This window comes from Citrobacter sp. CFNIH10, assembly GCF_002934585.1.
GTDB lineage: Bacteria > Pseudomonadota > Gammaproteobacteria > Enterobacterales > Enterobacteriaceae > Citrobacter_A > Citrobacter_A amalonaticus.
In genome coordinates this window covers 1917057-1939383 of record NZ_CP026216.1, presented here as the reverse complement: position 1 = coordinate 1939383, position 22327 = coordinate 1917057, and the positions used below count along the sequence as shown (strand labels likewise).

At 54.2% G+C, this 22327-nt stretch carries 25 protein-coding genes; 10 read left to right on the top strand and 15 right to left on the bottom strand.

Annotated features, from left to right (window positions below; all coding sequences use genetic code 11):
• Positions 1-52 precede the first annotated feature (52 nt).
• The gene (locus tag C2U53_RS12830; RefSeq protein WP_004857160.1) at positions 53-259 is read right to left on the bottom strand and encodes a DUF1107 domain-containing protein; all 207 of its coding nucleotides are present in this window, start codon (positions 257-259) and stop codon (positions 53-55) included.
• Positions 260-582: 323 nt separating this feature from the next.
• Between C2U53_RS12830 and C2U53_RS12820 the strand changes: the two genes are divergently transcribed.
• Positions 583-1140 carry a YtfJ family protein gene (locus tag C2U53_RS12820; protein WP_042999203.1) on the top strand — a complete coding sequence of 186 codons (558 nt, stop codon included), beginning with the start codon at positions 583-585 and terminating at the stop codon, positions 1138-1140.
• Here C2U53_RS12820 and cysQ read toward each other — a convergent pair.
• On the bottom strand, positions 1130-1870 hold the full coding sequence (cysQ, locus tag C2U53_RS12815) for a 3'(2'),5'-bisphosphate nucleotidase CysQ (protein WP_042999202.1): 741 nt from the start codon (positions 1868-1870) through the stop codon (positions 1130-1132). The genes C2U53_RS12820 and cysQ overlap by 11 nt on opposite strands.
• A 188-nt stretch (positions 1871-2058) precedes the next feature.
• Here cysQ and cpdB point away from each other — a divergent pair, with 188 nt between their 5' ends.
• Positions 2059-4002, top strand: coding sequence for a 2',3'-cyclic-nucleotide 2'-phosphodiesterase (gene cpdB / locus C2U53_RS12810; protein ID WP_104445975.1), 1944 nt, complete (start codon positions 2059-2061; stop codon positions 4000-4002).
• 37 nt (positions 4003-4039) lie between these two features.
• Here cpdB and C2U53_RS12805 read toward each other — a convergent pair whose 3' ends face one another.
• Entirely contained in the window at positions 4040-4420 is a 381-nt protein-coding gene (locus C2U53_RS12805) for a helix-turn-helix domain-containing protein (protein ID WP_104445974.1), read from the bottom strand.
• A gap of 90 nt (positions 4421-4510) precedes the next feature.
• On the opposite strand from C2U53_RS12805, the gene C2U53_RS12800 reads away from it, so the two are divergent.
• The 4 genes from C2U53_RS12800 (at position 4511) to ytfE (ending at position 8064) form a co-directional block, all read left to right on the top strand.
• Positions 4511-5359 carry an SDR family oxidoreductase gene (locus C2U53_RS12800; RefSeq protein WP_104445973.1) on the top strand — a complete coding sequence of 283 codons (849 nt, stop codon included), beginning with the start codon at positions 4511-4513 and terminating at the stop codon, positions 5357-5359.
• An 81-nt stretch (positions 5360-5440) separates the two neighbouring features.
• The gene (locus C2U53_RS12795; RefSeq protein ID WP_044257211.1) at positions 5441-6265 is read left to right on the top strand and encodes an AraC family transcriptional regulator; all 825 of its coding nucleotides are present in this window, start codon (positions 5441-5443) and stop codon (positions 6263-6265) included.
• Positions 6266-6341: 76 nt separating this feature from the next.
• A complete protein-coding gene (locus C2U53_RS12790; protein WP_104445972.1) occupies positions 6342-7313 on the top strand; it encodes a DMT family transporter in 972 nt (323 codons plus the stop codon).
• 88 nt (positions 7314-7401) lie between these two features.
• Positions 7402-8064, top strand: a complete 663-nt coding sequence (ytfE, locus tag C2U53_RS12785; RefSeq protein ID WP_042999197.1) for an iron-sulfur cluster repair protein YtfE — start codon at positions 7402-7404, stop codon at positions 8062-8064.
• Positions 8065-8124: 60 nt separating this feature from the next.
• Here the strand turns inward: ytfE and cycA are convergent, their stop codons facing one another.
• Complete coding sequence (gene cycA, locus C2U53_RS12780; protein WP_042999196.1) at positions 8125-9534, bottom strand: D-serine/D-alanine/glycine transporter; 1410 nt, start codon at positions 9532-9534, stop codon at positions 8125-8127.
• Between the two features lie 322 nt (positions 9535-9856).
• Positions 9857-10477, bottom strand: a complete 621-nt coding sequence (gene fklB / locus C2U53_RS12775; RefSeq protein ID WP_042999195.1) for an FKBP-type peptidyl-prolyl cis-trans isomerase — start codon at positions 10475-10477, stop codon at positions 9857-9859.
• Positions 10478-10699: 222 nt separating this feature from the next.
• Between fklB and C2U53_RS12765 the strand changes: the two genes are divergently transcribed.
• Positions 10700-11344, top strand: a complete 645-nt coding sequence (locus tag C2U53_RS12765; RefSeq protein ID WP_042999194.1) for an OapA family protein — start codon at positions 10700-10702, stop codon at positions 11342-11344.
• A gap of 110 nt (positions 11345-11454) precedes the next feature.
• Here C2U53_RS12765 and C2U53_RS12760 read toward each other — a convergent pair whose 3' ends face one another.
• The 6 genes from C2U53_RS12760 to C2U53_RS12735 form a co-directional block, all read right to left on the bottom strand.
• On the bottom strand, positions 11455-12384 hold the full coding sequence (locus C2U53_RS12760) for a DMT family transporter (RefSeq protein WP_042999193.1): 930 nt from the start codon (positions 12382-12384) through the stop codon (positions 11455-11457).
• Between the two features lie 144 nt (positions 12385-12528).
• Positions 12529-12978 (bottom strand): 50S ribosomal protein L9, encoded by a 450-nt coding sequence (gene rplI / locus C2U53_RS12755; protein WP_042999192.1) that lies wholly within the window; start codon positions 12976-12978, stop codon positions 12529-12531.
• A 41-nt stretch (positions 12979-13019) separates the two neighbouring features.
• Positions 13020-13247, bottom strand: coding sequence for a 30S ribosomal protein S18 (gene rpsR / locus C2U53_RS12750; RefSeq protein WP_000135199.1), 228 nt, complete (start codon positions 13245-13247; stop codon positions 13020-13022).
• 4 nt (positions 13248-13251) lie between these two features.
• On the bottom strand, positions 13252-13566 hold the full coding sequence (priB, locus tag C2U53_RS12745) for a primosomal replication protein N (protein WP_042321531.1): 315 nt from the start codon (positions 13564-13566) through the stop codon (positions 13252-13254).
• 6 nt (positions 13567-13572) lie between these two features.
• Entirely contained in the window at positions 13573-13968 is a 396-nt protein-coding gene (gene rpsF, locus C2U53_RS12740) for a 30S ribosomal protein S6 (protein WP_042321529.1), read from the bottom strand.
• Positions 13969-14127: 159 nt separating this feature from the next.
• Positions 14128-14892 (bottom strand): TSUP family transporter, encoded by a 765-nt coding sequence (locus C2U53_RS12735; protein ID WP_042999191.1) that lies wholly within the window; start codon positions 14890-14892, stop codon positions 14128-14130.
• 300 nt (positions 14893-15192) lie between these two features.
• Here C2U53_RS12735 and yjfY point away from each other — a divergent pair, with 300 nt between their 5' ends.
• A complete protein-coding gene (yjfY, locus tag C2U53_RS12730) occupies positions 15193-15468 on the top strand; it encodes a DUF1471 family protein YjfY (protein ID WP_042999190.1) in 276 nt (91 codons plus the stop codon).
• 99 nt (positions 15469-15567) lie between these two features.
• Here yjfY and yjfP read toward each other — a convergent pair whose 3' ends face one another.
• Entirely contained in the window at positions 15568-16317 is a 750-nt protein-coding gene (gene yjfP / locus C2U53_RS12725) for an esterase (protein WP_044265677.1), read from the bottom strand.
• A 181-nt stretch (positions 16318-16498) separates the two neighbouring features.
• Here yjfP and bsmA point away from each other — a divergent pair, with 181 nt between their 5' ends.
• A complete protein-coding gene (bsmA, locus tag C2U53_RS12720; RefSeq protein WP_042999188.1) occupies positions 16499-16828 on the top strand; it encodes a biofilm peroxide resistance protein BsmA in 330 nt (109 codons plus the stop codon).
• Positions 16829-16975: 147 nt separating this feature from the next.
• Entirely contained in the window at positions 16976-17251 is a 276-nt protein-coding gene (gene yjfN, locus C2U53_RS12715) for a DUF1471 family protease activator YjfN (protein WP_072140690.1), read from the top strand.
• A 37-nt stretch (positions 17252-17288) separates the two neighbouring features.
• Here the strand turns inward: yjfN and C2U53_RS12710 are convergent, their stop codons facing one another.
• From C2U53_RS12710 to rnr, 3 genes are all read right to left on the bottom strand, one after another.
• Positions 17289-18911, bottom strand: coding sequence for an isovaleryl-CoA dehydrogenase (locus C2U53_RS12710; RefSeq protein ID WP_042999187.1), 1623 nt, complete (start codon positions 18909-18911; stop codon positions 17289-17291).
• 113 nt (positions 18912-19024) lie between these two features.
• Positions 19025-19756 carry a 23S rRNA (guanosine(2251)-2'-O)-methyltransferase RlmB gene (gene rlmB, locus C2U53_RS12705; RefSeq protein WP_042321448.1) on the bottom strand — a complete coding sequence of 244 codons (732 nt, stop codon included), beginning with the start codon at positions 19754-19756 and terminating at the stop codon, positions 19025-19027.
• 66 nt (positions 19757-19822) lie between these two features.
• Complete coding sequence (rnr, locus tag C2U53_RS12700) at positions 19823-22264, bottom strand: ribonuclease R (RefSeq protein ID WP_042999186.1); 2442 nt, start codon at positions 22262-22264, stop codon at positions 19823-19825.
• Between the last annotated feature and the right edge of the window lie 63 nt (positions 22265-22327).

The following is a 22327-nucleotide window of genomic DNA, read 5'->3' as shown; positions in this document are numbered from 1 at the left end:
ATCAACGGCTCCCAATGGGAGCCGTTTTTTAAACTACTGCATAGCACTTTGGTTAAGCCATCTCAGTTTGCAGACGCAGAACCTGACGGTTAACTTCGGACATCACAGACAGATGCTGTTTATCCTTCACTTTTGGGATAAGAATCTTGCCCTTATCAAACTCAAAAGCGCCAACGTCCTTGATATATAACCGTCCACGGAACAGGATCTTCACGTACTTCGCCACTTGCAGTGGGTTGTACCGTTGGAAAATTTTCATTGTTATCTCCTGCTTAAGTCACGCCCTTGTGGTCCCACAATCGGTCCAACCGTTCTAAGGCGCAAAATTTAATGCCATTTGACTATAGACTATCTGTACGATGTTTCCAGCGCGTATAAGTTTATTTACCTTTTCATTACAGTTAATCAGAATCATCTCTGAATCAGGGTGCGGTCCTCAGTATAAGCCTTCGTTTTTCGCAGGATTTGTGCGCCCGTCCGCAAACTGGCATCACTCTTGCGGGAAAAAGCATCATTCGCACATATGATTAAAAATCAGACCTAAGTGGTCGGATCACCTGCAAACAATAAGAAGGAAACACCATGACCTTACGTAAGATTCTCGCGCTGGCGTGCCTGTTAGCGCCAATGATGGCCTCCGCGCATAGCTTCGAAACGGGCCAGCGCGTCCCGCCGGTAGGGATTGCGGATCGCGGCGAATTGATTCTTGAAAATGATAAGTTCAGCTATAAAAGCTGGAACAGCGCACAGTTGCCCGGGAAGGTGCGAATCCTTCAGCACATCGCCGGACGCACCTCTGCGAAAGAAAAAAATGCGACGCTGATTGAAGCGATCAAAGCAGCAAAACTGCCCCATGACGTTTACCAGACCACGACGATCGTCAACACTGACGACGCGATTCCTGGCTCCGGTATGTTTGTGCGCAGCAGCCTCGAGAGCAATAAGAAGCTCTACCCGTGGTCGCAGTTTATTGTCGACAGCAACGGCGTGGCCCGTAAAGCCTGGCAACTGGATGAAGAGAGCTCTGCTATCGCGGTGCTTGATAAAGACGGTCGCGTACAGTGGGCAAAAGACGGCGCGCTAACCCAGGAAGAGGTGCAGCAGGTGATTACCCTGCTGCATAAGTTACTCAATAAATAGAGACCCGAAAGCCGGGGTTGAGGAACGACTCACGCGGGGTGTAGTCCAGCGGTTTACCCTGCCAGTCGTGAACGTGCGCCCCGGCTGCCGCCGCGACAGCATGGCCCGCAGCGGTGTCCCAGACGTTGGTCGGTCCAAAGCGCGGGTACAGTTGCGCCTGTCCCTCCGCGACCAGGCAGAACTTCAGCGACGAACCAATCGACGTCGTCTGGTGCTCGCCCAGCTGTTGTAAATATTCTTTCAGTTCGTTGTCTGCGTGGGAGCGGCTAATCACCACCAGCGGCGGACGCGCGTCACGGACCTGAATTTGCTTGCGCACATTGCACTCTTCTTTCCAGGCTTTGCCGTCCGCCGCGCTGTACATCACTTTCATCACCGGCGCGTAGACCACGCCCAGTACCGGTTTGCCCTTCTCGATAAGCGCAATATTTACGGTAAACTCGCCGTTGCGTTTGATGAACTCTTTGGTGCCATCCAGCGGATCGACTAACCAGTAGCGCTGCCAGTGCCGACGCACGTCCCAGGCTGGCGGGTCCTCTTCGGAGAGCACTGGAATATCTGGCGTCAATTGCGTCAACCCTTCAAGAATCACCGCGTGCGCCGCGATATCGGCCGCTGTCACCGGGGAGTCGTCCGGCTTGCTGGTAATCTCCATCGGTTTGACTCCATCATAAACCTGCATAATGGCATCGCCCGCGTTCCGTGCAAGCTGGCATACGTGTTCTAACATTCTCCACCTCATTTGTGGCAGTGGTCTTAACTCATTGTTTTACTTATACCCGATCAAAAGCGAATCCGCCAACTGTGATAGTGTCTGCGGTTTTGCTTGCTAAACTGATGCATGCTTCACAGTTCTGTAAGCAAGAAGATATAAATACATTTTTTACTGTGTTTCAGATCTTAAAAGGATGCCCTCTGATGATTAAGTTTAGTGCAACGCTTCTGGCCACGCTGATCGCGGCCAGCGTGAATGCCGCGACCGTTGATCTACGGATAATGGAAACCACTGATTTGCATAGCAACATGATGGATTTCGATTATTACAAAGATACCGCAACCGAAAAATTCGGACTGGTACGCACCGCAAGCCTGATTAACGCCGCGCGCGATGAAGCCAAAAACAGCGTGCTGGTCGACAATGGCGATCTGATTCAGGGCAGTCCGCTGGGCGATTATATGGCGGCAAAGGGACTGAAAAAAGGCGAGATCCATCCGGTCTACAAAGCGCTGAATACACTGGATTACGCGGTTGGTAACCTCGGTAACCATGAGTTCAACTACGGGCTGGAATATCTGCAAAAAGCGCTGGCAGGCGCGTCATTCCCATACGTTAACGCCAATATCATCGACGTTAAGACCAAAAAGCCGTTGTTTACCCCTTATCTTATTAAAGAGACGGATGTCGTCGATCAGGAAGGCCATAAGCAGACGCTGAAAATCGGCTATATCGGGTTTGTCCCTCCGCAGATCATGACCTGGGATAAAGCGAACCTGAGCGGCAAAGTGACGGTTAACGACATTACCGAAACTGCACGTCGCTATGTCCCAGAAATGCGTGAAAAAGGGGCCGATGTGGTGGTGGTGATCGCGCATTCAGGACTCTCTGCTGACCCGTACCAGAGCATGGCCGAGAACTCGGTTTATTATCTCAGTGAAGTGCCCGGCGTGGATGCCATTATGTTTGGTCATGCCCACGCGGTCTTCCCCGGTAAAGACTTTGCCAACATCAAAGGCGCGGATATCGCAAAAGGGACGCTGAACGGCGTGCCGGCGGTGATGCCAGGCATGTGGGGCGATCATCTGGGCGTGGTGGATCTGGTGCTCAATAACGACAGCGGCAAATGGCAGGTAACGCAGGCCAAAGCCGAAGCGCGCCCCATTTACGACACCGCTGCGAAGAAATCACTCGCTGCCGAAGACAGCAAACTGGCGGAGATTCTGAAAGCCGACCACGACGCGACGCGCGAATTTGTCAGCCAGCCGATCGGCAAATCCGCAGATAACATGTACAGCTATCTGGCGCTGGTGCAGGACGATCCGACCGTTCAGGTGGTCAATAACGCACAGAAAGCCTATGTCGAACATTTCATTCAGGGCGATCCGGATCTGGCGAAACTGCCGGTGCTTTCCGCCGCCGCTCCGTTTAAAGTTGGCGGACGCAAGAACGATCCGGCCAGTTTTGTCGAAGTCGAAAAAGGCCCGTTGACCTTCCGCAATGCCGCTGACCTTTACCTGTACCCGAATACCCTGGTGGTCGTTAAAGCCAGTGGTAAAGAGGTGAAAGAGTGGCTGGAGTGCTCAGCCGGACAGTTTAATCAGATTGATATCACCAGCAGCAAACCGCAGTCGCTCATCAACTGGGATGGGTTTCGTACCTATAACTTCGATGTGATCGACGGCGTGGAATACCAGATTGATGTCTCACAGCCCGCACGCTATGACGGTGAATGCCAGACGGTAAATCCGTCCGCAGAAAGGATTAAAAATCTGACCTTCAACGGCAAGCCGATTGACCCAAATGCCACTTTCCTGGTCGCTACCAATAACTATCGCGCCTATGGCGGTAAGTTTGCCGGAACCGGCGACAACCATATTGCCTTTGCGTCACCGGATGAGAATCGCTCGGTGCTGGCGGCATGGATTGGCGCGGAATCTCAACGCGCCGGGGAAATTCATCCGGCCGCTGATAACAACTGGCGTCTGGCGCCGATTCACAGCGAGAAGAAACTGGATATCCGCTTCGAAACCTCGCCGGGAGACAAAGCCGCCGCGTTTATCAAAGAGGAAGGCCAGTACCCGATGCAAAAAGTGGCGACCGATGAGATCGGCTTCGCAATTTATCAGATGGATTTAAGCAAGTAACGTTAATGCCGGGTGGCACCCGCCATCCGGCAAGGTTTTACGCCGCCCGTTCTTCCCGTTGTGCTAACACCTGTGGCAGATTCAGCTCAATCCAGTCAGCCAGCGCGGCGACTTTATCACTGACCTGCTCGCCCAGCGGGGTCAAACTGTATTCTACGTGCGGTGGCACCACCGGATACGAAACCCGGGTGATAAACCCATCCTGCTCCAGCGCCTGCAACGACTGCGCCAGCATCTTCTCGCTCACGCCGCCCATTTTACGCCGCAAATCGCTGAAGCGATGTGTGCCGTCACGTAGCGCCACCAGGATCAAGACGCCCCAGCGACTGGTCACATGCTTTAACACCTCACGCGACGGACACTGCTCGGCAAACAAATTGCCGTCACGCAGTTGTTGAGAAAGTGTCTGTGCACTCATCTTTATACTTACCTTTTTGTACGTACTTACTAAAAGTAAGTTTAGGTGCTAGCTTTATAAAACACAAGCGACACATTAAGGAGTCACCCCATGATTGCTATTACCGGCGCGACGGGCCAACTGGGCCAACACGTAATTGAGAACCTGCTGAAAACCATTCCTGCCAGTCAGATTGTGGCGATAGTGCGTAACCCGGCGAAGGCCACGGCGTTAAGCCAACAGGGAATCACCGTACGCCAGGCGGATTACAGTGACGAAGCGGCATTCACCCAGGCGCTGCAGGGTGTCGACAAGCTGCTGTTGATCTCCTCCAGCGAAGTCGGCCAGCGTGCCGTTCAGCACCGTAACGTGATTAATGCGGCAAAGGCGGCGAAAGTGAAATTTATCGCCTACACCAGCCTGTTGCATGCCGACCGCTCTCCCCTCGCTTTGCACGTTGAACACGTCGATACCGAGAAGATGCTGGCTGACTCCGGTATTGCCTACGCGCTGTTGCGTAACGGCTGGTATACCGAAAACTATCTCGCCAGCGCCCCTGCTGCGCTGGAGCATGGCGTATTTATCGGCGCGGCGGGCGAGGGCAGAATTGCCAGTGCAACGCGTGCGGATTACGCCACTGCCGCCGCACAGGTCATCAGCACCGAAGGCCATGCCGGGAAGGTGTATGAACTGGCGGGTGATGAATCCTGGACACTAAGCCAGCTGGCCGCAGAACTGAGTAAACAGAGTGGCAAACCTGTCGTTTATCAGAACATGAGCGAAGCCGATTTCGCCGCCGCGCTGAAAAGTGTCGGTTTGCCAGCAGGACTGGCGGAGATGCTGGCCGATTCAGACATCGGGGCATCCAAAGGCGGTCTGTTCGATGACAGCCACACGCTGAGCAAGCTGATTGGTCGCCCGACCACGTCGCTGGCCGAAAGCGTCAACGGTATTCTGTAAGTGTTAAAAATCGGTTAATTATGGTGGCATCCCCGCGCATCCTCTCTGATAATGACAGGACGATGCGTGGGGAGAGACAACGTGCAAGGTGTACCCGAGCAGTTTAGCGATGAAAAAGACAGCGCCCGCTTTCGCCATCTGGCGCAGGTGCCTGGCGTTGAGTTGTATCACGCCCATATTTCACGCTACGCCTTTGAGCCACACACCCACGAAGCGTTCGGCATTGGCGCGATAGAAGCCGGTGCCGAGCGCTTTCGCTATCGTGGCACGCAGTACGTTGCCCCAGCCCACTCGGTCGTGACGATGAATCCGGATGAGCTGCATACCGGCGAGGCCGAAACCGCCGACGGTTGGCGTTACCGGATGATCTATCTGGAGCCCGACCTGCTGGAAGAGGTGACCGGCATTCGTCACTGGTGGTTTCACGACGTCACGCGTCACGATCCGCGCCGCTCCCGTCAGATTTGTTCGCTGATCCACGGACTGTGGCACACTGACGATCCTTTAGCGCAAAAAGGATTGTTGCTGGATCTGATCGACACCTTCCAGCCGCTGGCTCGTCATGCCCCGGCGCCACGGGAAGGCGCGCATCGCTTTGAGCGCGTGCGCGACTATTTACATGACAACTACATGCGGCCGGTCACCCTCGATGAACTGGCACGCGTTGCCTCGCTAAGCCCCTGGCACTTTCAACGTCAGTTCAAAGCCCATTTCCACGTGACGCCACACCAGATGCTGATGGCGATCCGTCTGTGGCGGGCAAAAGGTTTTCTGACTCTCGGTATGCCCGCTGCGGACGTTGCCGCCGCGACCGGCCTGACCGATCAATCCCATCTCACCCGCGCCTTTACCCATCGCTACGGCATCACTCCCGTGCGCTATCAAAAGCAGGTTTATTCGCGCTAATGCGCAAGCTCATACAATACGCGCCCCGGTTCCCTGCCTACACTTTTCGTCATGTTTAACGATGTGGATGTCAAGCATGATTAGCGGTGTGTTGTACGCCCTGCTGGCAGGGTTGATGTGGGGACTGATTTTTGTCGGACCGTTGATCGTGCCGGAATATCCGGCGGTGCTGCAGTCGATGGGGCGTTATCTGGCATTAGGCTTGATTGCCCTGCCGCTGGCATGGCTCGGACGTGTGCGCCTGCGGCAGCTTTCGGCGAAAGACTGGCTGACCGCGCTGGCGCTGACCATGATGGGCAACCTGATTTATTACGTCTGCCTTGCCAGCGCCATTCAGCGCACCGGCGCACCGGTCTCAACGATGATCATCGGCACGCTGCCGGTCGTCATTCCGGTATTTGCCAACCTGCTGTACAGCCAGCGCGATGGCAGGCTCTCCTCGCTACGGCTGGCCCCAGCACTGCTGCTGATAGGCATCGGATTGCTGTGCGTGAACATTGCGGAACTCAACCAGGGCTTGCCTGATTTTAGCGGCTGGCGCTACGGTTCTGGCATCGCGTTGGCGCTGGTATCAGTGGTGTGCTGGGCCTGGTATGCGCTGCGTAATGCCCGCTGGCTGCGGGAGAACCCGGAAAAACACCCGATGATGTGGGCGACGGCGCAGGCGCTGGTAACCCTGCCCGTTTCGCTGCTGGGCTACCTCGTCGCCTGCTTCTGGCTGCATGGGAAAATGCCCGACTTCGCCCTGCCGTTCGGCCCGCGCCCTGCGGTGTTTGTAGGCCTAATGGTGGCGATTGCGGTGCTGTGCTCATGGGTAGGCGCGCTGTGCTGGAACATTGCCAGCCAGCGATTACCGACGGTGATCCTCGGCCCATTGATCGTGTTCGAAACGCTGGCGGGTTTGCTCTACACCTTCATCTTGCGCCAGACCCTTCCCCCTGTGCTGACGCTCAGCGGTATCGCTTTGCTGGTTATCGGCGTGGTGGTGGCAGTCAGAGCAAAACCGGAAAAACCACGCGTCATTCCGCTTTCAGAGCCAGGCCGTTAATCCGTCCCCCCCCCTCGAAAGGGTTATAGCGCTCGATTAAAGGTGCATTTAAAATGCACCTTATATTATTGAGAATGAGGTAATGGCTATGGCTTATCGCGATCAACCTTTAGGTGAACTGGCGCTCTCTATCCCTCGCGCGTCGGCCCTGTTTCGTAAGTACGATATGGATTACTGCTGCGGCGGTAAGCAGACGCTGGCGCGTGCTGCCGCCCGTAAAGAGCTGGACGTTGATGCTATCGAAGCGCAACTGGCACAACTGGCAGAACAACCGATCGATAAAGACTGGCGTACCGCGCCGCTGGTCGAAATTATCGACCACATCATCGTGCGTTATCACGACAGACACCGCGAGCAACTGCCGGAACTGATCCTGCAAGCCACCAAAGTTGAACGCGTTCATGCTGATAAGCCCAACGTACCAAAAGGTCTGGCGAAGTATCTGACCATGCTGCATCAGGAGCTTTCAAGCCACATGATGAAAGAGGAGCAGATACTGTTCCCGATGATCAAACAGGGCATGGGTAGCCAGGCGATGGGGCCGATCAGCGTCATGGAAAGTGAGCATGATGAAGCGGGGGAACTGCTGGAAGTGATTAAACATACCACCCAGAACGTGACGATCCCGCCAGAAGCGTGCACCACCTGGAAAGCGATGTACAACGGCATCAATGAGATGATTGATGATCTGATGGAACACATCAGTCTGGAAAATAATGTGTTGTTCCCGCGCGCCCTCGCAGGCGAATAAAAAAGGCGCCCGAGAGCGCCCTGATTCATGTAATTGCAGAGCCGCGTCGCGGCTCTTTTTTTAACGAACGCCTGCCATCCGCTTCTTACCAATCAGCCACCAGCCCAGACCCAGCGCAATGAACCACAGCGGCGTGACGAGCAGCGCCTGACGGGTATCATCTTCTAGCGTCAGCAGTACCAGCACGAAGACGAAGAACGCCATGCACACCCAGCACATCAGCTTGCCAAGCGGCATTTTGTAGATTGACTTCTCATGCAGATGTGGACGCTGTTTGCGATACACCAGGTATGAGCACAGGATGATAGTCCAGACGAACATAAACAAGATCGCCGACACTGTCGTGATCATGGTGAACGCGCCAATCACGCTTGGGTTGACATACAGCATCACGACTCCGCCCAGCAGGCAGATACAGGAGAAGGTCAGCCCTTTCGCCGGAACCGCGCGTTTAGACAGCTTAGCGAATGCTTTCGGCGCCACGCCTTCCTGCGCCAGACCAAACAGCATACGGCTGGTAGAGAACACGCCACTGTTTGCAGAGGAAGCAGCGGACGTCAGGACCACGAAGTTAATCACGCTCGCAGCGGCAGGCAGACCCACCAGCACGAACAACTCAACGAACGGACTCTTATCCGGCACCACTGAACTCCACGGCGTTACGGACATGATGACGATCAGCGCAAAGACGTAAAACATGATGATACGAATCGGAATCGAGTTAATGGCGCGCGGCAGCGATTTCTCCGGATCTTTCGTTTCCGCCGCCGTCGTCCCGACCAGTTCGATCCCGACAAAGGCGAACACGGCTATCTGGAAACCGGCAAAGAAGCCGCTAATGCCTTTCGGGAACCAGCCGCCATCATTCCACAGGTGAGCAAACGACGCTTCCACACCGGTTGGCGACTGGAAGTGCATGGCAATCATCACCAGGCCGACGATAATCAGCGACACGATAGCGACGATTTTGATCATCGCGAACCAGAACTCCATCTCACCGAACATTTTCACGGTGGCAAGGTTAAGGCTCAGCAGCAGGATCACTACCGCCAGCGAGGCGACCCAGTCGGAAAGACCGGGGAACCAGAACTGCGCGTAGGCCGTAATAGCGACGACATCCGCCATCCCGGTCACCACCCAACAGAACCAGTAGGTCCAGCCGGTGAAATAACCTGCCCACGGTCCCAGCAGATCCGAAGCAAAGTCGCTAAAAGATTTGTATTCCAGATTCGAGAGCAGCAATTCTCCCATTGCGCGCATCACGAAAAAAAGCATAAAACCAATGATCATATAAACAAAAATGATCGACGGCCCGGCGAGACTGATCGTTTTACCCGACCCCATAAACAGGCCCGTACCAATGGCACCGCCGATGGCGATAAGCTGAATATGTCGGTTTGTAAGATTGCGCCGTAGCGACTGTTCAGTCGGAGCCTGTTCGTCGGCGGCGACTTTTACCTGATCTACCATATTTTATTCTTCCTGTACCTGTCTGTGTTGTGCGGGCTCTGCGGCCTTTAATGCGTCTGTTGTGCATCTATGATACGACGATCCTGTTTTCAGGACTTATCGATATTAGGTAAGAATCGGCGGGATGAATACTAAGATTTAGATATTATGTTAATTATATGTTTAAAGTGAGTGTCATATCACTCTGGTAACGCGAATTAGCTCACAAAAATACACGCAACTGATGCATTTGCAAGATAAAACTCCGATACCCGGCAATCGAGCAGCGTTATTGCGCATTTTTCGTCCCCCTCCGGCGTGGAGGGGGAACAGAAGTGACTAGTTACAGAATTTCCAGCAGTTCGACGTCAAACACCAGGGTGCTGAATGGCGGGATCGACGCACCGGCGCCACGTTCGCCGTAAGCCAGTTCCTGAGGAATGGTCAGTTCCCATTTAGAGCCAACCGGCATCAGGGTCAGCGCTTCAATCCAGCCAGGAATCACGCCGTTTACCGGGAATTCAGCCGGTTCGCCGCGCGCAACAGAGCTGTCAAAGACGGTACCGTCGATCAGTTTACCGGTGTAGTGCACACGAACGCGGTCAGTACGAGCCGGGATAGCGCCTTCGCCCTGAGTCAGGACGCGGAATTGCAGACCAGATTCCGTGCTGTTCACACCGTCTTTCTCACGGTTTTCTTCCAGATATTTCACGCCATCTGCGGCCATCGCCTGGAAGCGTTCGCGACGTACGGCATCCGCACGTTCATGGATCTCGCGCAGCGCGCGGTGTACCACATCAACCGGCACGGCTGGCTGCTTGCCTTCCAGCGCGTCAGCAATACCGGCAACCAGCGCTTCAGGCAACAGCCCTTCCAGTCCGGATTCGCTCAGTTGCTGTCCTACCTGCAAACCAATGCCGTAGCTTGCTTGCGCTTCGATAGTGTCAAAAGTCGGGGTTGCCATCGTATTTCCTTTCATCGGATATAAAAAAGTAGCGGGCAGCATAACAGCCAGGCTTCTCCCGGTAAAATGTTGTCTCGGGGTGGATGACAAATCACGACGAAAAAGAAACAATAGGGATATCCCCCTGTATATGTGCCAAAAACGGGGAATATCACGAACATCATAGCGTTAGCTGTCTATACTCTATGATTGAGGAACGAGACGCGGAGCAGGAGGAAAGCCATGCCCGGGCGCTTTGAATTAAAACCAACCCTGGCGAAAATCTGGCATGCACCGGACAATTTTCGCATTATGGATCCGCTTCCGTCTATGCATCGCCGCGGCATTATCATTGCAGCGATTGTGCTGGTCGTCGGTTTCCTTCTCCCCTCAAGCGACACGAACGATACGCCAGCGGTAACCCGTAACGCGCAACTGGATCTCCAGTCGCAGTCTCAACCCCCGACGGAAGCGCAGCTTCAGGCCCAGCTTGTGGCCCCGCAAAACGATCCAGGCCAGGTCGCTCCCGTTGCGCCGGAACCCATTCAGGAAGGGCAACCGGAAGAGCAACCTCAGTCACAGCAACCGCAAACCCAGCCTTTCCAGCAGGATAGCGGCATTGAGCAGCAATGGCGCTCCTATCGCGTAGAGCCCGGTAAAACCATGGCACAACTGTTCCGCGACCACGGACTGCCACCTACAGATGTTTATGCGATGGCGCAGGTTGAAGGTGCGGGGAAACCGCTAAGCACTCTCCAGAGCGGGCAGATGGTGCAAATTCGCCAGAACGCGAATGGCGTGGTGACCGGACTGACTATCGACACCGGCAACAATCAGCAGGTACTGTTTACTCGTCAACCTGACGGCAGCTTTATCCGCGTACGTTAATTCATCGTGCCGGGGTCTGCCAGGTCTGATAAGCGTAGCGTCATCAGGCACATCAGCGCCGTGCCGGATGGCGGCTTGCCCTTATCCGGCCTACCACGGCATTGGCGGCGTTACCGCTTCACCTTATTAACCCACCAGATCCCCGAGCACACCAGAACCAGCGCAATCGCGTATTTCCACTCCAGGATATTCTCACCGAGAAAAATCGCGGACAGCACCGCGCCGGAGACCGGGATCAGGAAGTTAAACGGTGCAATCATCCCCACACGGTTATACTTAAGCAAAATACTCCACAGCGCGAACGCCACTGAAGAGAGCAACGTCAGGTAACCGAGAATCGCCACCGATGCGAGACCGTGAACCGCCAGTGTGCCGCCAAAGACATAACCACCGATCACCAACACCAGCCCGCCAATCCCTAACTGATACCCCGTCATCACGGTTGGATCGACCGTCTGAGAGAGTCGCTTACCGTAAAGCGTCGCGGCGGAGAGAATAAATGCCGCCAGCACAATCGAGCCATCGCCCGCCAGGGTAAAATTAAAATCCAGCAGCCCGCTGTTGAAGTTCACCACCATCACGCCGGTAAAACCGAGAATGCATCCCAGCGTTTTGTTGTAACTCAGTTTGTCGTTCTGATAGATGAAGTGCGCCAACAGCACGCTGAAGAAGGTGCCCGTGGCATTCATGATCGATCCCTTCACGCCGGTAGTGAACGCCAGACCGATGTAAAAGAAGATGTATTGCAGCGAGGTCTGCGTCACTCCCAGCAGCGTCAATTGCCCGAACTGCCGGGAACTCAGGCGGCCAATCGGCTTACGCTGCGCTATCGCCAGCAAGAGTAACAGCAGACCTGCGAACAGGAAGCGGTAACCAGCGAAAACAATTTTGGACGGAATATCGTCAGCGGCGATCTGGAAGATCTCATAACCGCTCTTTATGGCCGGATAGGCGCTGCCCCAGAGCAGACAACAAAACGCCGCGCTCAGCCAGACAACATTTTTACGCGCAAACAAAGGTTGCGGGTGCGGAGTATCCATTCATCACCAGATTGAAATTATGTTTTATTTTTAATGATTATCCCGAAAAGGACAAAGAATAGCCAGAGCGAAAAATGAGGGGAGCAGAAAAGCAAAACGCCGACACAAGGTCGGCGTTTCTTACGACGTTATCAGAATAAAAACTTATTCTGCAACAACGTTAATGGTCAGCTTAGCGAATACTTCGCTGTGAACCTGGAAGTCCACTTCGTGCTCACCAGTGGTACGCAGAACGCCGTTCGGCAGACGAACTTCGCTCTTAGCCACTTCAACGCCAGCTGCAGTTACAGCATCAGCGATGTCGCGGGTACCGATGGAACCGAACAGTTTACCTTCGTCGCCTGCTTTAGACGTGATGGTAACGGTTTCCAGTGCGTTGATTTTCTCTGCGCGTGCATTTGCAGCAGCCAGAACGTCAGCCAGTTTAGCTTCCAGTTCAGCGCGACGTGCTTCGAAGTATTCAACGTTTTTCTTGGTAGCAGGAACAGCTTTACCCTGTGGTACCAGGAAGTTACGAGCATAGCCCGCTTTAACGTTAACCTGATCACCCAGGCTACCCAGGTTTGCTACTTTATCAAGCAGAATAACTTGCATTACCTTATCCTCTCAAAGTCGTATTAATGGACCGTGACCGATTACTGATGACGATCAGTGTACGGCAGCAGAGACAGGTAGCGAGCGCGTTTGATAGCGCGAGCCAGCTGACGCTGGTATTTTGCACGGGTACCGGTGATACGGCTTGGGACAATCTTACCGCTTTCGGTGATGTAGTTTTTCAGCGTAGCGATATCTTTATAGTCGATCTCTTGAACGCCTTCCGCGGTGAAACGGCAGAACTTGCGACGACGGAAATAACGTGCCATATGGCTAGTCTCCAGAATCTATCAATTCAATCTGCTCGGCATGCAGAACCATTTTGCTCAGGCCGTTCTTTGCCTTGTGGCAAGAGATGAACCCCTGAACGGTCACTGCGCTACCGACCGTTATACTGTGAGTAATGGCCTGGTTTTCGTGTCCGCTAACAATCACGGGCATTTGGCACCACGCCTGCCGGTGAAATCCGGCTTCCTCCTGCACAGAACGATGCTCAAGCACGAACTGGCAGTGCGGAATTCCTGATGGACTGACCTTTCGAAGGGGGGTCCTGCACACGGTGCCGGACAACACCAGACGGTTGGTCATCAGAAATTACTCTTCAGAATCCCCAGCTTCAGCATCATCTGCGGTTTCGTTTGCGAAATCATCGCGACGCTCACGGCGCTCGTCTTTCGCTTTAACCATCGGAGATGCTTCGGTAACAGCGTGCTTAGTACGCATTACCATGCTGCGGATAACGGCGTCGTTGAAGCGGAAAGTTGTTTCCAGCTCATCGATCACTTCCTGCGGTGCTTCAACGTTCAGCAGAACGTAGTGAGCTTTGTGCAGTTTGTTGATCGGGTAAGCCAGCTGACGGCGGCCCCAGTCTTCCAGACGGTGGATCTTGCCTTCTGCACCAGTGATGGCAGCAGAGTAACGCTCGATCATACCCGGAACCTGTTCGCTCTGGTCAGGATGGACCATAAAAACGATTTCGTAATGACGCATCGAATTGCTCCTTACGGATTATTCAGCCTCCTGTCTGGGTCAGCCGCGGCCCATGGAGGCAAGGAACGTGTTAAAGGTCGGCTGAAAAATTGACGCGTCATAATACTGGTGTCAGGCCGCAAACTCAAGGTGATTCCAGGAATATTTGTCAGGACGCCCTTAATACATATCCAATAGCATTTTGCCGCTGATGCAGATAGAAACAATCACGATCATCGGCCTGATCACTTTCTTGCCACGTGTGAGGACTACTGTCGCCCCCAGGCGTGCGCCAAGCGCCTGCCCGGCGAACATCACCAGTCCCAGCGACCAGATCATTTTGCCGCCGAAAATGAAGAACAGAATAGAGGCGATGTTGGACGCAAGATTAATGAAATTAGAGTGAATTTGCGCTTTATCGATGCTGTATCCCCACAGCAGGATGTAGCACAGGGTATAAAAGGAACCGGCCCCGGCGCCGAGGAATCCATCATAGAAACCAACGCACCCTCCCCCTATCAGGGAAAAGAGAAACAGTGACACCTGCTGCTTCTTTTTTGGTTCAGTGAGATTGGGGGCAAAAATAAAGTACAGCGCTACCGCGATGATGAGTACCGGCAACAGTTTTTTCAGCAGTTCCGGTTCAATGAACTGGATAAGTGTCGTCCCCAGCGCCGATCCCACAAACGCCGATAAAAAGACATACTTATGCTGCTGGACGTTAATATGTCCGCGACGCAGAAAGAAGATCCCCGACGTCAATGAACTGCCCAGCGCCTGAATCTTATTGGTCGCCAGCGCATTGGCTGGCGGCAATCCTGAGAGCAATAGCGCTCCAATCGATAAAAACCCACCGCCGCCTGAAACTACATTAATAAAACCCGCTATCAGCGCCACCATAAACATAATGGCGAAGTAGCTGAAATTCATGAATGAAATATCCATATCTTTTTGCCTTATTATCATAAAGTTAGCTTTATGTTTCGGCTCACTATAAGCGGCGATGGCCGACAGTGATATTGACGATTCGGTAAGTGTTCTTGTCAGAAAAACAGGTATTTTTCGCCACAGCAAAACGGGCTAGCCGATTGTTTACATTCAGAAAGAACGGATCGCGGTAATTTTTTGAACAACTGCATCAGAAATGGTCGCTATCGACCGACAAAGTAGCGATTAAAATTAAATCAGACGTTATCGACTAACAGGAGAAATCGCTAATCAGAGTCAGCTGTCGAGGAGGTAGGTATGCGAATCCGTTTTGTCACCCTTCTGGCGGGACTGTTGCTCAGTGCAAATACATTCGCCGCCATTGAAATAGACCACCAGCAAGCCCGAAACATGGATGATGTGCAGAGCTTAGGCGTCATTTACATCAATCATAACTTCGCCACTGAAAGTGATGCAGAAAGGGCCCTGAATGAAGAGACCGACGCGCAAGACGCAACGTACTACCACGCGATCCTGATGCGGGAACCCGGTAGTAACGGCAACATCCACGCCAGCGCGGATATTTATCGCTAGCACCAGGAAAGTCAAACGAAAAGAAAGCCATAGCTTGACTTGCCCCCTGTTCAGGGGGCTTTTTTTTGCATGATGACGTATGGCTAGCTAGCGCCTGCGTCAGAGATGCTGACGGAAAAACGACACCGTTGCGGCCAGGGCTTCGGGCGTAATGCGATGGCGTACGCCTGCTTGCCACTGACAGGTCAGATTGTGGTCCAGGCCGGCCTGAATCATTGCCTGCTGTAAACGGAAACTTTCCGCCGCTGGCACCACATCATCGTCCTGGCCATGCCATAACAGCAGCGGTCTGTCGGCCAGTCGGGCGAGCTGCTGCGACACATCCCACTTCGCCAACGGCGCAATGATATGCGTGAATTCCTCCTGACGGGCTGGCGTGTCCAGGGCACAAGGGGGAAACAGCGTTCGCGCCAGACGGGTGAAATAACCCGAGCCCATCAGGCTGGCGACACATTTGACCTCCGGATGCTGAGTCATGATCCCCAGCGCAGTCATTGCCCCCATCGATGCGCCGCCAACCGCAAGACGTTCCTCCAGCAGCCAGTTTTCTGCACGCAGTGCCGCACGTAACGCCGTAAACTCCTGCATGCTCTGCTGCAAAATCTGCCAGAAGTGGCCCATTCTCGCCTGTTCGTCACCATTGAAACGCGCCCCATGCCCGGCGGCGTCTGGCATAATGACCCGAAATCCGGCCTGCGCCAGCGCCACGGCAAAATAGCTGTAGACCAGGCTGGAAGAGGTAAACCCGTGGTAGAAAACAATACACGGCAAAGGTGTACTGCGTTGCCCCGAAGGAAAGGCGTGAAGCAGATGATGTTCCGCCAGTTGACATGTTTCAATTTCAATCATTTGCACCTCTTTTGGCGCGGGTATGCTATAGGTCACATTATTAAACAAGGTGACGTATTCAACAACGATTCATAATGTTGAGAACTGGATTACGCTTTCACGACATTTTCATTCGAAAATCGCGCGGAAGGTAACATTTTGGGAACATTCCCCCAAAGGGAAATTAATAAGGCACTACACTATGGCTATCAGGAAACGAGATAGAGTGATGCGTCGGTTTACCTCTTTGATGTTGGTGATGCTGTTAAGTGGATGTAGCATTCTTCAGGGAACGCCACAGCCAGCACCGCCCGTCGCCGATCATCCGCAGGAAATTCGTCGCGACCAGACACAAGGGTTGCAGCGAATGGGAACCGTGACCTCTCTGGTCAGAGGCTCTCCGGATGATGCAGTTGATGAAGTCAGAGCGAAAGCCGCCGCAGCGAAAGCCGATTATTACGTTATTGTCATGGTTGATGAAACTATCGTGACGGGTCAGTGGTACTCACAGGCCGTCTTATATCGTAAATAATCATTGATGGAATTTAAGCCAATTTCACGTAGCTTTACGCCTCTATACGTTTACCTGTGCACAATAAACCGACAGCAGGAGGCTGGACGTTTATTTCGGCGATGGAATGCCCTGCGCATTGCGGGGAAACGTAAAATGGAGCTGACGATGAAACAATCTCTTGCCTTATCCTCACTGCTGTTAACTGCCGGACTGGTGAGTACGACGGCGCAGTCTGCTGAATTCGCGAGTGCGGATTGCGTGACTGGCCTCAATGAAATTGGCCTGATCTCTGTCAGTAATATTTCCGGAAACCCACAGGATGTGGAGCGTATTGTCGCGTTAAAAGCCGATGAACAAGGCGCATCGTGGTATCGCATTATTCAGATGTATGAAGAGCAGCAGCCTGATAACTGGCGCGTACAAGCCATACTCTACGCATAACAGATTGCCGGATGGCGTAAACGCATCCGGCAACGTATCAGCGCAATCCCCCCGTCGCCCGCAGCAGCAACGCGTCCTGTACCCGTTCTGATAACCGCATTCCGCCGCGCGTATCCAGCATCATCTGACACCAGGCCTGGGCAACAGGCGGTGATGCGTGCCGTAACATTTCTATTCCGCATCCCAACAGGAAAATCTGCTGGGTGATCTCACGACCCAGTTCTTCGGAAGGTTTGCGCAGTCGCGGCAAAAGCTGGCGTACCGCGCGATCAAAATGCCTGTCCTGCCCCCTGACCTCAGAGAATGCCTCACTCAGCATCTCATCGACCCCGGTTTGCTTGTTGATAACCCGCAAGACGTCGAGACACATGACGTTACCGGATCCCTCCCAGATACTATTGACCGGCATTTCCCGGTACAGTCGCGGCAGTTCGCTCTCTTCGCAATACCCTACGCCGCCAAGCACTTCCATTGCCTCCGCCACGAACGGAATGCCGCCTTTACAAACGGCAAATTTTGCCGCTGGCGTGAACAGACGCGCCCAGAGTCGCTCTTTGGCATCGCTACGCCGATCCCAGGCATGGGCCAGACGAAACAATAATGCGGTTTGTCCTTCCAGCTGGAGCGCCATACGACTAAGCACCTGACGCATCATCGGTTGCTCAATCAGCGGCTTGCCGGACACCTGACGCTGGTGCGCGTGGTAAATCGCCACCGAGAAGGCGCGGCGCATCAGTCCGTGACTGCCGAGCGCACAGTCAAAACGCGTCAGACCGCCCATCTTCAGGATATGACGAATGCCTTCTCCTTCATCACCAAGAAGCCAGCCGATGGCATCCTGAAACTCGACTTCCGCGCTGGCATTGGAACGATTCCCCAGCTTGTCTTTCAGCCGTTCAAGGCGGATCGCATTGCGCTGGCCGTCAGGTAAAAAGCGCGGGACGAAGAAACAGGAGAGGCCACCTTTTGCCTGTGCCAGCACCAGATGGGCATCACTTTGCGGCACAGAGAAAAACCATTTATGTCCCACCAGCCGGTACGACCCATCCGCCAGACGCTCGGCGCGGGTGGTGTTGCTCAACACATCAGAACCGCCCTGTTTTTCCGTCATCCCCATGCCGATCAGCAGGCCACGTTTTTGGCCCCCCGGCGCAAGATGCGAATCATAGCGATCGCTGTGTAGCGGCGTTTGCCAGTCGGCAAATACGGCGGGCAACATTTGCTGCAATAGCGGTGTCGCGGCAAAAGTCATGGTGATGGGGCATAACGTGCCGGCCTCCACCTGCGCATGCAGGACAAAGCGGGCAGCCCGGGCGACAAACGATCCGTCTCGCGCTGCCTCTACCCAGGGCAGATTGTGGATACGGTTGGCACACAGTCCCTGCATCAACAGATGCCACGCGGGATGGAAGCGAACGTCGTCCAGACGCTGCCCCTGGGGATCGTAACGTAGTAATTCTGGCGGCCAGGTATTTGCCAGCCGTCCCAGCTCCAGCGATTCCGCAGTGCCAAGTTGTTGACCGATACTGGCGAGAAGTTCGCTGTCCCAGCCTGCCCCCTCACGCGCTACGGCCTCGCAGAGCGCGCCATCAGACAGGAACAGATTGCTGTTATTCAGGGGTAACGGCTGATTAAAAACGGTGTGTGTTTGCCAGTGCATTGTGTTTCCCTCCTTCAATGGCATCTCAATAAGTATGGTCAGTCTGAGGGGAGAATGCCTGGAAAGGAGGGCACAAAAAAGCCATCCTGCTGGATGGCTTCAGAAATCGTCTATTAGCTGCGCTGCCGCACAGCCTCGAACAGACAGATGCCTGTCGCGACAGAAACGTTGAGCGAAGAGACGCTTCCGGCCATTGGAATGCTGATCAGCTCATCGCAATGTTCACGCGTCAGGCGACGCATCCCCTCACCTTCCGCCCCCATCACCAGCGCCATACGGCCGGTCATTTTGCTCTGATAGAGAGTATGGTCAGCTTCACCCGCCGTGCCGACAATCCAGATATTCTCTTCCTGCAACATACGCATGGTACGCGCCAGGTTAGTCACCCGAATCAACGGGACGCTTTCCGCTGCACCGCAGGCGACTTTCTTCGCCGTGGCATTCAACTGCGCAGAACGATCTTTCGGCACGATCACCGCATTAACGCCAGCGGCATCGGCGCTACGCAGACAGGCACCGAGGTTATGCGGATCGGTCACGCCATCAAGGATCAGCAGGAACGGTTGATCCAGCGAAGCAATCAGATCCGGTAGATCGTTTTCCTGATACTGACGACCCGGCTTCACGCGAGCGATAATGCCCTGATGGACGGCTCCTTCGCTTTTCTCATCCAGAAACTGACGGTTTGCCAGTTGGATGACCACGCCCTGTGCTTCCAGAGCATGGATCAGCGGCAGCAGGCGTTTATCTTCACGGCCTTTGAGAATAAAGACATCCTGAAAACGTTCAGGAGCACGCTCCAGCAGGGCCTGCACCGCATGGATGCCGTAAATCATTTCACTCATGAAATCACTCGTTAATAGTTAATCATGCCGGGTGACGCAATGCTTCCACGGCTTACACTGTCCGGCTTACTGTGCCGTTTTCTTTTTAGCGGCACGCTTTGCTTTTGTCGCCGCCGCTATTTTTTGCGTTTTCTCAGAAGGCTTTTTCGCTTTTCTGGCCTCTTTCTTCGCCGCCTTTGGTTTTTGTTTCTTCTCGCCACGGAAAGCGCTGTCAGGCTCGAAATTGGCTTTCTTACCAACCTGACGACGGCGGCCGGTTTTTTTACCCGCATCGCCTTTCTTCGCTCTTTCACGCGCCGTTTTACCTTCGTTACGCGGCGCACGCTCGCTGGAAATCAGGCTGAAATCAATCTTGCGCTCATCCATATTCACGGCTTCGACTTTCACTTCCACGCGATCGCCAAGACGATAAGTCTGGCCGCTGGATTCGCCGGTCAGGCGCTGTCCCACCTGGTCAAAACGATAGTAGTCGTTATCCAGCGAGGAGACGTGGACCAGGCCATCGATGAACAGTTCGTCCAGACGCACAAAGAAGCCAAAGCCGGTGACGCTGGCAATCACGCCTTTAAAGACGTTGCCGACCTGATCCAGCATGAAGTCGCACTTCAGCCAGTCAGCGACGTCACGGGTTGCTTCATCCGCACGGCGCTCAGCCATCGAACAGTGCTGACCCAGTTGCAGCATCTCTTCCATCGAATAATGGTAGCCACCCGTTTCGGTGGTGTTACCTTTATGGCCCTGCTCTTTCGCCAACAGATACTTAATGGCGCGGTGCAGGGAGAGATCCGGGTAACGACGGATCGGCGAGGTAAAGTGCGCATACGACTGCAGCGCCAGACCAAAGTGACCGCGGTTTTCCGGATCGTAAATCGCCTGCTTCATCGAACGCAGCAGCATCGTTTGCAGCATTTCGGCGTCAGGGCGATCGGCAACCGATTCCAGCAGTTCCGCGTAATCGCGCGGCTCCGGCTTATTACCGCCAGGCAGTTCCAGCCCCAGCTCCGCCAGAACAGAACGGAAGGAAGTGATCGCCTCAGTCGTCGGTTTGTCGTGTATACGGAACAGCGCAGGCTCCTGAGCTTTCTCAACGAAACGCGCCGCCGAGATATTCGCCAGAATCATGCACTCTTCGATCAGCTTGTGCGCATCGTTACGCTGGGTCTGCTCAATTCGCTCAATACGGCGTTCCGCGTTGAAAATGAACTTCGCTTCTTCACTCTCAAACGAGATGCCGCCGCGCTCTTCACGAGCTTTATCCAACACTTTGTAGAGGTTGTGTAACTCTTCGATATGCTTAACCAGCGGCGCATACTGCTCGCGCAACTCCTGATCGCCCTGCAACATGTGCCAGACCTTGGTGTAGGTCAGACGCGCATGTGAGCTCATCACCGCTTCGTAGAATTTATATCCCGTCAGACGGCCTTTGGTAGAGATGGTCATTTCGCAGACCATGCACAGGCGGTCAACCTGCGGGTTCAGTGAGCACAGGCCGTTGGAGAGCACTTCCGGTAGCATCGGTACCACCTGCGACGGGAAGTACACGGACGTCCCGCGATTACGCGCTTCCTGATCCAGCGGCGTCGGCGGACGCACGTAATAGCTCACGTCAGCAATCGCCACCCACAAACGCCAGCCGCCACCGCGTTTCTTCTCGCAATAGACCGCATCGTCAAAGTCGCGGGCATCTTCGCCGTCGATGGTGACCAGCGGCAAATCGCGTAAATCCACACGCCCGACTTTTGCCTCTTCAGGCACCTCTTCTTTCAGACCGGCAACTTGTTTCTCAACGGCGGCTGGCCAGATATACGGGATTTCATGGGTTCGCAGCGCCATATCGACGGCCATACCGGTTCCCATGTTGTCGCCCAGCACTTCGACGATTTTCCCTACCGCTTTGGTGCGGCGGGTCGGGCGCTTGATGAGTTCAACCACCACCACAAAGCCCATGCGCGCGCCCATGATATCTTCAGGCGGGATCAGAATATCGAAGCTCAGACGGCTGTCGTCAGGAACCACAAAACCCACGCCCGCTTCAGTAAAGTAACGACCGACAATCTGGCTGGTTTTTGGCACCAGAACGCGCACAATACGCGCTTCACGGCGGCCTTTACGATCCGCGCCAAGCGGTTGCGCCAATACCTGATCGCCATGAATGCAGGTTTTCATCTGCTCGCTGGAGAGATACAAATCGTCTTTACGCCCTTCGACGCGCAGAAAGCCATAGCCATCACGGTGGCCAATAACGGTACCTTTCAGCAGATCGAGGCGTTCCGGCAGCGCATAACACTGCCGACGGGTGAAGACCAGTTGTCCGTCACGCTCCATCGCGCGCAGGCGGCGACGCAGGGCTTCCTGCTGCTCTTCGCCTTTTATGTTCAGTTCCACAGCCAGCTCATCGCGGCTGGCCGGTTTTTCGCGTTTAGTTAAATGTTCGAGGATAAATTCCCGGCTTGGGATAGGATTTTCGTACTTTTCAGCTTCGCGTTCCTGGAAAGGATCTTGTGACATTGAGGTTCCTCCATTGTCAGCTCCGGTGGAATTCCGTCGTCTTTCACGCCGTCTCTTTGTTGG